The following is a 12096-nucleotide window of genomic DNA, read 5'->3' as shown; positions in this document are numbered from 1 at the left end:
CTGCGCTTCACCGGGCCGCCGGGGTGGCCGGGGCCAGGGGAGGCCACGGCTGCGGGTAGGCGTTCAGCAGGGGCCCGTGCAGCCGGACAGTGGGCTGGGTGTCCAGGAACTGCCATTCCTCCGGGCGCTGCAGGTCCTGCTGGAAGGCGGGCCCGTCCACGTCGGGGTCTACCAGACTGAGCGCGGCCCAGTCCGCGTTCAGGTAGCCGACCGGGTTGAGCAGGATCTGGTGCGAATGGTCCCGGATCTCCAGGTGCAGGTGCGGCTCGGACACGCAGGTGTTCTGCGAGTCGCCCGAGACGGCCACCACCTCGCCCCGCCGCACCCGCTGGCCGACGCGCAGGGCGGAGCGGCGCAACAGGTGCCCGTACAGGCTGGACAGGCCGTCCGGATGATCGATCACCAGGTTGTGGGGCGCCGCGCCGTGCGGGCCGTCCACCTCCGACACCACCCCGTCGGCGATGGCCACCACCGGGGTGCCGCACGACGCGCTGAAATCCAGGCCGAAATGGACGCCCTGGCCATTCTGATACTGGGTCTGGCGCTGCTGATAGGCAAAGGTGGTGTTGCCGTAGAACTGGCCGAGCAGCCAGGTGTCGGGCCCGGGTGCCGATGCGAACGGCAGGCCGTACTGGGCGGCCGGTTTGGGCAGAGTACTCAGCGGGGCCGGCTGCCCCGAGTGGGCGCCGGCCAGGCCGGTCAGGCTCAGCGCAGCGGCCAGCATTCGGGCGGGGAGGAGGCGGGTCGGGGTGAGGGAGGCCGCCAAAGGAGGCCGGACACGCGGAGCAGGGGGGTGCATCCCCTCCAGCCTAGCGAACTGACCGGGAACGTGCAGGTGTGGGCCGGTTCAATGGGCCGCCCGCCGGGTGATGGCCGCCGTGCTGAGCCCACCCTGCCATCCGTGGGCCATCCTGTCCGGCCTACCCTCAGGGCACCAACGAGCGCACCCGACCGGGTGGCCAAAGGAGCAACCATGATCCAGTCCCGCCTGACCGCCCTGACCCTGCTGACCGTCACGGCCTGCACCCTGAGCACCGGACACGCCGCCACGGCCGCCCAGAAGGGCTTCATCACCGGCACCGTCGTGAACGAACAGGGCGTGCCGATTCCCGGCGTCGAAATCGATGCCGACAACACGCTCTCCTACGACAGCAACCTGATCACGACCACCGACGCGAAGGGGCAGTACCGGATCGACGTGCGCAAGTTTCCCGTCACCTTCAAGATGTACGCCAAGATGCGGTTGAAGTACGAGGATTTCACGGTGGCGGTGGAGCTGCTGCCCAAAAATCCGGACGCCGTGCCGGGCGTGGCGGGCGGGGTGCGCGACTTCGTGTTCAAGCCCAAGCCCGTCACGGCCGACGACCCCTACGGCAACCTCGCCTGCGTCTTCGTGGAGCGCGGGATCGGGGAGTATGACATCGACACCAAGCAGGTGCAGGTCACCCTGACGCCCGTGGGCAAGCTGGCCGACGGTTCGACCGGCAAGGCGCGCACCTTCAGCCTGATCTCCAGCTACTCCGGTCCGGTCATCCCCAACGTCATGTGGGGCACCTACACCGTGACCGCCACCCTGAACGGGAAGCCGCTCGAAATCCATCGGCGCACCAGCCCGAATACCTTCCCGTGGGGCCCGAGTTACACCGGCGGGTTCGTGCGTGATTACAACATCAATCAGCCGAACATGTATCTGGAAGTCCGCCTGCCCAAGAGCGGGCAGTGAGCGGCGAAGACGAGCCGCGCCCCCCACCTGAGTTCACCTCCAGTGGCTCCCTCACCGGTCAGGCCGCGAAGCACGACGAAAGGAGCAGAAGACATGGACGATGAACCCGGGACACACGTGATTGGACAGGACGGGCGGGTCTACGTGCTGCGGGTGTGGTACGAGCCGCACGACGCGGCACTGGGCCCGCAGACCCGGCACTGGCGGGCCTCGCTGCGGGAGGGCACGCACGGAGAGCGGCGCCACTTCGCCACCGTTGACGAGTGTATCGAGCATCTCTACGGCGAACTGGTGCGGCGCTGAGAAGGAAACAACCAAGCCGCAGCTGTGACGACCAGGGTCACGCTGATGGGTCGCCCGTCTGTGGGTAGACCCAGGAGGCTAAGCCTCCGGCCCTGGCAACCGCTTTGAATGGATGCGATGCGTTGAGGCGGCCTCCCAGAGGGGTCAGACGATTCTGACGGGCGAAAGGAAATGAGACAGCTCGGCTCAGGCGGGCGCTGAAGTGCAAACTACCTTTCCGTCTGGAATGCCTTCTGAACAGGCTGCACGACCAGCCGTATTGCGGAGCGGGCGGTTTGCCGGCTCAGTTCCTGGTCCGCGACATGTTCAACGAGACGGCCGTTCGGATCAAGGCTTTGAACGCCTGCTCGTCCACCATTCCGCCCTCACGCACATCAATGGCGCGCCGGGTGTTGCCCTCCAGGCTGGCGTTGAACAGGCCAGCCGGGTCATCCAGTGAGGCCCCCCGGGCAAAGGTCAGCTTCACGGCGTGTTTGTAGGTTTCTCCGGTGCAGATCAGGCCAGCGTGCGACCACACCGGAACACTCCACTTCCACTCCTCGACCACTTCCGGGTCGGCCTGCTGAATCCAGAGGCGAAGCTGGCCAAGTGTCTGGCCTCGCCAGTCGTCCAGCGCCTGAATGCGCTCATCGATCATCTGAGAGGCGGGCACGCCCTGCTGAGGCTCTCTCTTACTCATGCTGTCTCCCTGTTCCGTCAGTATGGCGGGTCGCCACCCGTCCGAGCCGCAGAGTTGCGGCTGGGTCTGTTGTGAGATGTGCAGAAGCCGCCTGAGCATGACCGCCTGTCCGGCCCGGGTCAAGGTGCACAGGGCAGAGCGCAGGCCTGCTAGGGCCGGTCTGCCTCACCCCGCACCGCCCTCAGGGTCTGCCGCGACACGTACAGTCCAGGCCGGATCCGGAAGGCCTCGGCGGTGTCTGGACCGCAGCTCGCGGTGCCCAGGCCACGCTGCAGATGGTCGAGGTGCAGGGTGATGGTCGGCCGGGGAGTCAGCTCGTCGGTGTGCAGGGCATACTCCAGGTCCCGGGCGGTGTAGTGGCTCGCGCTGGCCTCCAGGCCCGTGTCGCCCGCCTCCACCAGCAGGCCCGCCTGTCCGTCCTCGCCGCCCAGCTGGAGCCACCGCACATCGGTCCTGTTGCCGTGCTCCTGCGGCATCACATACGGCACGTACTCGGCCTGAACGGTGGACGTGTAGCGTCCGACGTGCGCGGCGGCGCGGCGATCCCGGTAATTCTCCCATGGGCCGCGTCCCAGCCACGTCAGCGTCTCCAGGCCGGCGGGCACGTCCAGCGTCACGCCCAGCCGGGGCAGCTCCGGCAGGCCCGGGTCCAGGTCATAGGTGTGCTCGAAGTGCAGCGCGCCATCGGTGGTCATCCGGCAGCGCTGGTGATGGCGCACCTCACCGGCCCGCGTCTCACGGGCGGTCCGGAGTTCGATCAGGGCCGAGCCGTCCGGCTGTGCCTGCACGCTCGCCTCCCGCACCGCCAGCGGGGCCTCGTCGTATCCGGCGGCCAGCCACACCGGCAGGGCACAATTGACCCACGCCTGATCCACCTCACCTCCGGTGAACCGCTGGCCGGCCGCCTTGCGGTGCCACGCGAGCTTCAGCCCATCGTTGTCGGTGGGCGCCCGCCAGAGGTCCAGTTCCGGTCCGACGTTGAAGAGGAGCTCGTCCCCCGCCTGATACTGTTCCAGCCGCCCCCGCGTGGCCGACACCCGCACCTGAACGTCGCCGGCCTGCAGCGTCCAGCCGTCCTGCGTTTCTGTGATCTCGACGGGCGGCCGTGGTGGCGTGGCGGGCGCGTCCTGCGGCACGGCCTCCAGCAGCGTCGTCAGGTCCAGCTGATCAGTGCCGAGCACATGCCCTGCGGGCGCCCACGGTGCGGCGTCGCGCAGGGCAAAGGTGACGTTCAGGTACAGGTCCCGTCCAGCGGGGAACGGGGGCAACGCCAGCGGCAGCGTCTCGCGTTGCCCCGGGGCGGTCTGGAGGGTCGGCAGCTCGCCCTCTGTTACCGGCACCCCGTCCAGCAGCAGGGTCCAGCTGCCGCGCAGGTCGGCCAGCGTGGTGAACGACCGCCGGTTTTCCACGGTCAGCAGGCCGGATGCCCATCCGGTAACCCGCACCGGGCGGGCCAGATGGCGGTACTCCAGCAGGCCGGTGTGTGGGGTGCGGTCGGGGAATACCAGGCCGTCACACACGAAGTTCATGTCGTTGGGAACGTCGCCGAAATCGCCGCCGTAGGCCCAGTGGGTGCCGTCGCCCGAACTGTTGTTGACCCGCAGACCGTGATCGCACCACTCCCAGATAAAGCCGCCCTGCAGCCCAGGGTACCGGTCAAAGGCGTCAAAGTAGGCGCTCAGCCCACCGTTGCTGTTGCCCATGGCATGCGAGTACTCGCACATGATCAGGGGCCGGCGGCGCTCCGGGCTGGCCTCGTCCTCCGCCCAGGCCACGATCGCCTCGGTGGACGGGTACATCGGGCACACCAGATCGGTGGCGGCGGTCCCGGCGGCCCAGCCGGCCACGGCCACCGCCCCCTCGTAGTGCAGCGGTCGGCTCGGGTCACGGTGCCGGATCCAGCCGGCCAGGGCGTCGTGGTTCGGGCCGTAGCCGCTCTCGTTGCCCAGCGACCACACGATCACCGCCGGGTGGTTCTTGTCGCGTTCCACCATCCGCAGGCCGCGCTCCAGAAAGGCGGCCGCGTAGCGGGCATCCTGGCACAGGTCATGGTAGAAGGCGTGGCTCTCGATGTTGGCCTCGTCGAAGACGTACAACCCCAGCTCGTCGCACAGGTCCAGCCAGTAGGGATCGTTAGGATAGTGACTTGAACGCACCGCGTTGATGTTGTGCTGCTTCATCAGCAGGGCGTCGCGCCGCATGTGGTCGCGGGAGAGGGCGCTGCCCGTGCGGTCGTCGTGGTCGTGGCGGTTGACGCCCAGAATCCGCACCGCCTGCCCGTTGACGAGCAGCTGGCGGTCACGCACCTCGATGCGCCGGAAGCCGGTCCGCACCGCCGTCACGTCCAGCAGCTCCCCGCCCGGCCCGTGCAGCGAGACCACCACGCGGTACAGGGCCGGCCGTTCGGCCGACCACAGGTCTGGGGTCGCCACCTGCGCCGAGAAGCGAACCTGGCCGCGCGGCGTGCTGGAAGACCGGGCCAGCGGCGTGAGCGGTTCGCCGACCTCCTGGTCGTCCGGGCCATACAGCTGCACCGTCACCGCTCCCACGCCTGCAGGGTCGCCCCCCTGGCTCACCGTCACCGCCAGCTGTCCCTGGCCATCCTCCTGGGGCTCGGCCCGGACCTGGACGTCCTGAATGAAGGTGTGCGGCGTGCTGTACAGATACACCTCGCGGTGAAGGCCGCCCATCCACCACTGGTCCTGATCCTCGACGAAGCTGGCGTCGGACCATTTCACGACCGCGCAGGCCAGCAGGTTCTCGCCCGGCTGCACAAAGGGCGTCACATCGAATTCTGCCGGCAGCCGCGAGTCCTTGGACAGCCCCACGAACGCCCCGTTGACCCATACATACAGCAGGCTTTCCGCGCCGCCCACATGCAGCACGGTCCGGCGGCCAGTCCAGTGCGGGGGCAGGTCGAAGGACCGCTGGTACAGGCCGGTCGGATTGGCATCCGGCACCTGCGGCGGCAGCTGCGGAAACGGCATCTGGACGTTGGTGTAGTGGGGAACGTCGCCCGTGTGCAGCGTCCAGTTGCCCGGCACCGGCAGGGTGGTCCACTCCGGTGTTCGGCCCGCTGCCATCATGAAATTGGCCGCCACCTCTTCCGGCCGCGCCGCCAGGAAAAAGGTCCACTCACCGTTCAGGCTCTCGACCCAGGGCGAGTGCGCTCGTTCGCCGGCCCGCGCCTGATCTGGGGTTTCAAAGGGATACAGCGTGGCGCGGGCCGGCAGACGGCCCAGCTGTTGCAGTTCCGGTGTCTGCCAGGGCCTGACGGCGCCCCACATCAGCGGGCTGGCGTCCTGAGGAGAAGGTGTCATAGGTGCTCCAAGAATGACAGGCCAGCGCAGGGGGTGTGGAGGGCAGATCAGCTGGACCGTGCAGACGCTCCTGGCCCCAGGGCGGATCCGGGAGCCCTGGCAGCCCGTCCGGCTGCCGTCCCGGTGGACTGACGGCTGTCTGGACCGCCGCTGGCCAGAAGTGCCGCTCACTGTTACCGTGCCGTGAGGAGACGCATGCCAAAACCAGTCGCGCCCAGGCCAGCCCGCGTTTCACTGCAGCCTGGCCGCCATCTGCTTTCGTCCCGCCGGCCGGTGCCGCGCGGGCGTCCTGTCCAGTCGCTGTGCCTGATCCGGGCCCGCTCCACGCCCGGTGCTGGGATGAGGCGCGTCCCTTGCGCTTAACAGGCCGGCTGCCGATGACCGCCCTGGTGGCCGGATTGGTCGCCGTGCTCGTGAGTGCGTCCAGCAACCTGCCGCTGTTCGTTCAGATGTTCGCGGCCGTTCACTTCACGTCCGGGCAGGCGGTCAGCAGCCTCACCAGCATGTATCTCGCCCTGGGTGTCCTGGGTGCGGGGCTGTCGCTGGTGTACCGGTCGCCCATCATTCTCGGCTGGAACACTGCTGGGCTGGCGGTGCTCATCGCTGAAGGCCCCCGGTTTTCTCCCGGTGAGGCGGTCGGTGCCCTACTGCTCGCTGCCCTCGTGCTGGCCCTGCTGGGACTCACCGGCCTGTTTGACTGGATTGCGCGGCACCTTCCAAGACCGCTGGCCTCCGCCCTGCTCGCGGGTGTGCTGCTGCCATTCGTCCTGCGCGGCTTTATGGCCATTCCCACCGCCCCCACCTTCCTGCTGCCGATGTTTGCCGCGTATCTGCTGGGCCGCGCCCTGGTGCCGCGCTGGGCGGTGCCGCTGGCCCTGCTGGTGGGTCTGAGTGCGGCGGTCCTGGGGGGCACACTTCACTCGGGCGCCGCCCACGTGGCTGGGCACCTGACGCTGATCCGTCCGAGCTTCAGTGTTCAGGCCATCCTGGCCATCACGCTGCCGAGCGTGCTGCTGGCGGTGGCGTCCCAACACCTGCCGGGGCTGGCGATCCTGAGTGCCAGTGGATACGGTCACGTGCCGCCGCGCCCACTGGTGACGCTGACCGGGCTGGCCGGGCTGGTTGCCGCACCGTTCGGGAGCATCACACTGAACCTGGGAGCCATCACGGCCGCCATCTGCACCGGGCCGGACGCCCATCCTGACCCGGCCAGACGGTACATCGCCGGCCTCAGCTGCGCGGGCGGGTACCTCGTGCTCGGCCTGAACGCCGGAGCGCTGCTCAGCCTGGCCAGCGTGTTTCCGCCGCCGCTGCTTCAGGGATTGGCGGGGCTGGCGCTGCTGGGTCCGCTGCTGGTGGGACGGGAGGGGACGCTGGTGACTGAACCGCGCTGGCGGGAGGCCGCGCTCCTGACCCTGGTCCTGACTGCCTCCGGGTTTTCCTGGCTGGGCATCAGTGCCCCGGTGTGGGGGCTGGCACTGGGCTGGGGGCTGGCCGAACTGCGAGGCTGGAGAGAGCGGACACGTCCAGCTGTATAGCGGGACGAAGGGCGAGGAGATGCGGTCCCAAGGGCTTTCCCACGAGCGCCATCAATTCCAGCAGGCGGCTCTGGTCGGTAGTCGGGGGCCACACCAGAGCCAGCCACGTATCCGGTGAGTCGGGGACGTCAGGCGGCTCTGTCGGGACTTTGCCTGGAACAGGGGGCGTACCCACGTCCCTCCTGTCTATATTGAGCGATGCAAAAAAAAGACGTCCCTTCCGGACGTTGATGAAAAAAGTATAGCGTCATATGCACCGCGCGTCAATCTCATGCAGGCCTAGGCAGATAGGTCTGTTCCGTCGGGCTTCCTGCCACGTCCATCACCTGCTGTAGATGATTTCGGCCCACGCTGGTCTTGCCGGTGGACACGCCGTGGGCATCGTCGGCCCCCGCCCACGGCGTGTCACAGAGCTGCCTGCGCCGAACCTGCCACAATACGGCATGACCGGCACAGCCGACTCCGCGGTGGCGCGACGACACTTTGAAGGCTGGCTGGCCGCCCATCAGGGGTACGGCTTCGTGCTGGCGAATGCAGGTGAGCCGATGGTGCGTGGCCGGATGCTGGCCCAGCTGACCAGCCTGACCGGGCGGCAGCAGGACCCTGAGTACATCTGCCTGCTGATGGAGCAGCGGCTGGGGGACGAGACGCCCGCCCACATCGGCCGCACGCGCACACCCGGCAGGTACTGGAGCGATCACCTGCGTGGGCTGCTGGCCGCTCAGGGTGAGTATGCCCGCTGGCGCCGCCGGCTGCTGCGCGAGGGGCACGACACGGTGCGCTACGACCTGCACCTGTATGTGATCGGTCAGCGTCACGTCGCGTTTGCGCCGCAGCCGGACGGGCCGGTGAGTGCCGAGGCTGTTGAACGGCAGCTGGTGGCCCTGGCCACGGAAGGGTTTCCTCTTCGGCTGCTGAACGATGGGGACCAGACCGGATGACCGTGCGCCTTGCCCGGACTGGTCGGAGATGGGCGCACCATCGCCTGCCGGCCGCTGACCCTCTGGTGAGCCAGAAGTGCAGGCGTGCTTCCACCACCCAGGATCCACAGCGGATCAGGCCGATGGCCGGTCATGGCCGAGGCAGCGCTGCCCCTGCTCGCGCCCCTTCTCCCCGTCGCTCCCGGCCATCATGACGACCCTGGTGCTGGTGGAAAGCCCCAGCAAGGCCAGAAAGATCGCGGCGTACCTCGGACAGGGGTATCAGGTGCGCGCCAGTCTGGGCCACGTCCGCGACCTTCCCGCGAAGAAGGAGGACGTGCCCGCCCGCTACGCGAAGGAACCCTGGGCGCGCCTGGGCGTGGATGTGGCCCACGGCTTCCGGCCGCTGTACGTGATTCCAAAGGCCAAGGCGGGCGTCGTGAAGGAACTCCGGCAGGCCGCCGAGCGGGCCGGACGCGTAATCCTGGCCACGGACGGCGACCGGGAGGGCGAGAGTATCGCGTGGCACCTCGCGCAGCTGCTGGGGCTCAAAGACCCCGAGCGGATGGTCTTTCACGAGATCACGCCGGACGCGATCCGGCAGGCCGTCGCGCATACCCGACCGCTGGACTACCGGCTGGTCGGCGCGGCAGAAACCCGCCGGGTCCTCGACCGGCTGAGCGGTTACGGCGCGTCTCCGCTCCTGTGGGACGCCATCGGACCGGGCCTCAGTGCGGGGCGGGTGCAGTCTGCCGCCCTCGCCCTGCTGGCCCAGCGCGAGCATGCGCGGCTCAACTTTGTGGCCGCCGCGTTCTGGCGCGTCACCGCACGCATCGGCCAGCCCACGTTCACAGCGGCCGTGACCCACGTGAACGGTCAGGCGCTCGCCACACCCAAAGACTTTGGACCGGACGGAACCGTGAACCCCGGCGTGCTCCTGATGACGCCGGAGCAGGCCGAGAAACTCGTGGCGTTCCTGAAGGCCCGGCCCGCCGCCGTGCAGTCGGTGGAGGCGACGCCTTTCAGCACCCGGCCGCCTGCGCCGTTCACCACCAGCACCCTGCAGCAGGCCGCGTCCATCCAGCTGAAACTCGCCCCGAAGCAGACGATGGACGAGGCGCAGCGGCTCTACGAGGGTGGATTCATCACCTACATGCGCACCGACTCGCCCGGCCTCTCGGACGAGGCCACCCGCGCCGCACGCGCTGCGGCCCAGGCGGCCCACGGCCCGGACAGCGTGCCGGAGCGCCCCAGAACCTACGCGCCGAAAACCAGCACGGCCCAGGAGGCGCACGAGGCCATCCGGCCCACCGGGAGGGCGTTCCGCACCCCCGCCGAAACAGGCCTTGCCGGCACTCAGGCGGACCTGTACGACCTGATCTACCGCCGCACCGTCGCCAGCCAGATGACGGACCTGCGCGGTACCCGCACGCAGGTCACCCTGGCGGTGGGGCGTGTGACGCTCGGCGCGTCCGGGCGCGTTATCACGGACCCGGGGTTCACCCGTGCCTACCAGGACGAGGAACCGGACCCGGACGAGCAGGCCCTGCCGCCAATCCAGGCAGGGGAGATGCACGACGTCCGGGACGCCAGTGCCGAGCGCCGCACGACCCCGGCCCCCAGGCGATATTCCGAGGCGTCGCTGGTGCGGGCGCTGGAGCGACAGGGAGTCGGGCGGCCCAGCACCTTCGCCAGCATCCTCAGCACGCTGGCCACCCGGGGCTACACCACCGTGCGGCAGCGCCAGCTGGTCGTCACGTGGCTTGGTCTGCTCGTCACGCAGTACCTTGGGCGCTCCGCTCCAGATCTGGTGGACCCCGCCTTCACCGCCAAGATGGAGGCTGACCTCGACCGCATCGCCGAAGGGCAGCTCACGCGCCTGGAGTGCCTGACCGGGACCTGGACCGACAGCCTGGACCCCACCTTCAGGCGCGCGCCGCGTGACGCCCCGACCCTCGCCCTCCCGAAGCTGCCCGGCGTGGTGGTGGGGGTGCGGGGCGGGCAGCCCACACTGTTTGGTGACGGCCGCTTGGCAACGTTGCCGCCGGACCTGCTCCCCGAGGACCTGACTCCCGAGCTTGCGCAGGCCCTGCTGGCCGGCGAACGTGTCCCGGCCAGGAGCAGGCGCACGCCAAAAGCCGATGTGCCGAAAGGGAAACGACAAAGAAAGGCCAGAGGCGAGCCGCACACTCCCAGAACACCACGGCGTTCCAAGGGCTGAAGCTGTATGGAAGCTTTTAAGGGAACCCTGCCGGTACCCGTGACGGGTGCAGCAGGGTGGAAGCTTCCTGGGCGGAACCGGCCCCGGTACAACGAGGAATCAAAAGGGTTCCGCGAAAGCTCACCGCGCGTTCGGCCCGTATTGTGGTGCTGCGGCGATTGTCCAGATCCAGGGATCGTGGCCCTGCGCGCGAGGTGCCGACGACTCACGGCTTCGGCTCCTCAGGCGTCTCAGGTCCCGGCCGTCCTGCTGACTTGAGCAGCGCGTCGTGCAGTGGGACAATCGAAGGGTGCCAGCATCTTCTGCAGCCGCACCGCATCTGCGCGAACTTGTGCGGCTGCGTCGTGTGCGTGATCGCATTGACCGGGAGTATGCCCAGCCGCTGGACGTCGAGGCACTTGCGCAGGGTGTGAACATGTCGGCCGGACACCTCAGCCGCCAGTTCCGGCTGGCCTTCGGAGAGTCTCCCTACGCCTATCTGATGACGCGGCGCATCGAGCGTGCCATGGCGCTGCTTCGCCTGGGCCAGCTCAGCGTGACCGAGGTGTGTTTTGAGGTCGGCTGCTCGTCGCTGGGCACCTTTAGCACCCGCTTCACTGAACTCGTGGGGGTGTCGCCCAGCGTCTATCGGCAGCAGGCAGCGGGCGCGACCGAGGGCATGCCCCCCTGCGTGGCGAAGCAGGTGACCCGGCCGATCCGCATCCGGGACGGGTCCGAACGCCGCATTCCCCTTGAGTGACGAAGATGTTCTGAGCAGGTGTTCTGCCTGGATGCGTGTGTGCCGCACCGAAACTAACCAACGTGCAACTTGAAATCTACCGATAATGACAAGGAGCCATCATGCGTGTGCTCGACCGACTGCTCGGAGACTGGGAATTCACGATGCAGCATCCGGCCGTAGCCGGGCCAGTGTCAGGCCGGCAGCGGTATGAATGGGTGCTGGATGGGGCATTCATCCTGCAGTACTGGACGTACGCGCACCCCGACTTCCCTGACGCCATGGCGCTGCTTTCACATGACCAGTACCACTACTTTGATGTTCGGGGAATTGTCCGCATCTTTGAACTGCAGATCAACGTCGAGGGGTGGTCCATGATCCACCTGGACCCAGATTTCGCACAGCGCTCCACGTCACGCTTCCAGGAGCGAGACATTTTGGAAACAACGGGTGAACAGTCGCAGGACGGCGGCGTGTCATGGCAATCCGATTTTGCCATGATCTGCCGGCGCTTGAACTAGAGGATTTCATGGAGATGTCAATCCGTCAGGCAGGCGTTTGAGCGGAAGGCTTGCTGTGAACATGAATGCCATGGTCCATCTGTCGAATCATTGGATCGATGTTTGGTATTTCGTGCGCGGAAAATTGAGTTGAAGGCGTTCACTACAGGTCTT

The 12096-nt window shown here is 67.9% G+C and carries 10 protein-coding genes; 7 read left to right on the top strand and 3 right to left on the bottom strand.

Annotated features, from left to right (window positions below; genetic code table 11):
- Positions 1-7: 7 nt before the first annotated feature.
- On the bottom strand, positions 8-799 hold the full coding sequence (locus ABOD76_RS17840; RefSeq protein ID WP_350243304.1) for a M23 family metallopeptidase: 792 nt from the start codon (positions 797-799) through the stop codon (positions 8-10).
- A gap of 174 nt (positions 800-973) precedes the next feature.
- Between ABOD76_RS17840 and ABOD76_RS17835 the strand changes: the two genes are divergently transcribed.
- Positions 974-1723 (top strand): carboxypeptidase-like regulatory domain-containing protein, encoded by a 750-nt coding sequence (locus tag ABOD76_RS17835; RefSeq protein WP_350243303.1) that lies wholly within the window; start codon positions 974-976, stop codon positions 1721-1723.
- Positions 1724-1816: 93 nt separating this feature from the next.
- Complete coding sequence (locus tag ABOD76_RS17830; protein ID WP_350243302.1) at positions 1817-2026, top strand: hypothetical protein; 210 nt, start codon at positions 1817-1819, stop codon at positions 2024-2026.
- 283 nt (positions 2027-2309) lie between these two features.
- On the opposite strand, the gene ABOD76_RS17825 is transcribed toward ABOD76_RS17830, so the two are convergent.
- Both ABOD76_RS17825 and ABOD76_RS17820 read right to left on the bottom strand, forming a co-directional pair.
- Positions 2310-2705, bottom strand: coding sequence for a DUF1801 domain-containing protein (locus ABOD76_RS17825; RefSeq protein ID WP_350243301.1), 396 nt, complete (start codon positions 2703-2705; stop codon positions 2310-2312).
- Between the two features lie 149 nt (positions 2706-2854).
- Complete coding sequence (locus ABOD76_RS17820; protein ID WP_350243300.1) at positions 2855-6025, bottom strand: glycoside hydrolase family 2 TIM barrel-domain containing protein; 3171 nt, start codon at positions 6023-6025, stop codon at positions 2855-2857.
- A 377-nt stretch (positions 6026-6402) separates the two neighbouring features.
- Between ABOD76_RS17820 and ABOD76_RS17815 the strand changes: the two genes are divergently transcribed.
- The 5 genes from ABOD76_RS17815 to ABOD76_RS17795 all read left to right on the top strand — a co-directional run bounded on the left by ABOD76_RS17815 (position 6403) and on the right by ABOD76_RS17795 (position 11943).
- Positions 6403-7563, top strand: coding sequence for a benzoate/H(+) symporter BenE family transporter (locus tag ABOD76_RS17815; RefSeq protein WP_350243299.1), 1161 nt, complete (start codon positions 6403-6405; stop codon positions 7561-7563).
- 443 nt (positions 7564-8006) lie between these two features.
- Positions 8007-8504, top strand: a complete 498-nt coding sequence (locus tag ABOD76_RS17810; protein WP_350243298.1) for a GIY-YIG nuclease family protein — start codon at positions 8007-8009, stop codon at positions 8502-8504.
- 190 nt (positions 8505-8694) lie between these two features.
- Entirely contained in the window at positions 8695-10704 is a 2010-nt protein-coding gene (gene topA / locus ABOD76_RS17805) for a type I DNA topoisomerase (protein WP_350243297.1), read from the top strand.
- 346 nt (positions 10705-11050) lie between these two features.
- Positions 11051-11443, top strand: coding sequence for a helix-turn-helix transcriptional regulator (locus tag ABOD76_RS17800; RefSeq protein WP_350243296.1), 393 nt, complete (start codon positions 11051-11053; stop codon positions 11441-11443).
- A 101-nt stretch (positions 11444-11544) separates the two neighbouring features.
- Positions 11545-11943, top strand: a complete 399-nt coding sequence (locus ABOD76_RS17795; RefSeq protein WP_350243295.1) for a hypothetical protein — start codon at positions 11545-11547, stop codon at positions 11941-11943.
- The last annotated feature ends 153 nt before the right edge of the window (positions 11944-12096 follow it).

This window comes from Deinococcus sonorensis KR-87, from assembly GCF_040256395.1.
Taxonomy (GTDB): domain Bacteria; phylum Deinococcota; class Deinococci; order Deinococcales; family Deinococcaceae; genus Deinococcus; species Deinococcus sonorensis.
Note: the sequence above shows the minus strand (reverse complement) of the source record. Positions and strands in the feature narration are given on the sequence as shown.

Coding starts and splice junctions, on each gene's coding strand:
- ABOD76_RS17840 (WP_350243304.1), bottom strand. CDS start 799: ATGCACCCCCCTGCTCCGCGTGTCCGGCCTCCTTTGGCGGCCTCCCTC.
- ABOD76_RS17835 (WP_350243303.1), top strand. CDS start 974: ATGATCCAGTCCCGCCTGACCGCCCTGACCCTGCTGACCGTCACGGCC.
- ABOD76_RS17830 (WP_350243302.1), top strand. CDS start 1,817: ATGGACGATGAACCCGGGACACACGTGATTGGACAGGACGGGCGGGTC.
- ABOD76_RS17825 (WP_350243301.1), bottom strand. CDS start 2,705: ATGAGTAAGAGAGAGCCTCAGCAGGGCGTGCCCGCCTCTCAGATGATC.
- ABOD76_RS17820 (WP_350243300.1), bottom strand. CDS start 6,025: ATGACACCTTCTCCTCAGGACGCCAGCCCGCTGATGTGGGGCGCCGTC.
- ABOD76_RS17815 (WP_350243299.1), top strand. CDS start 6,403: ATGACCGCCCTGGTGGCCGGATTGGTCGCCGTGCTCGTGAGTGCGTCC.
- ABOD76_RS17810 (WP_350243298.1), top strand. CDS start 8,007: ATGACCGGCACAGCCGACTCCGCGGTGGCGCGACGACACTTTGAAGGC.
- topA (WP_350243297.1), top strand. CDS start 8,695: ATGACGACCCTGGTGCTGGTGGAAAGCCCCAGCAAGGCCAGAAAGATC.
- ABOD76_RS17795 (WP_350243295.1), top strand. CDS start 11,545: ATGCGTGTGCTCGACCGACTGCTCGGAGACTGGGAATTCACGATGCAG.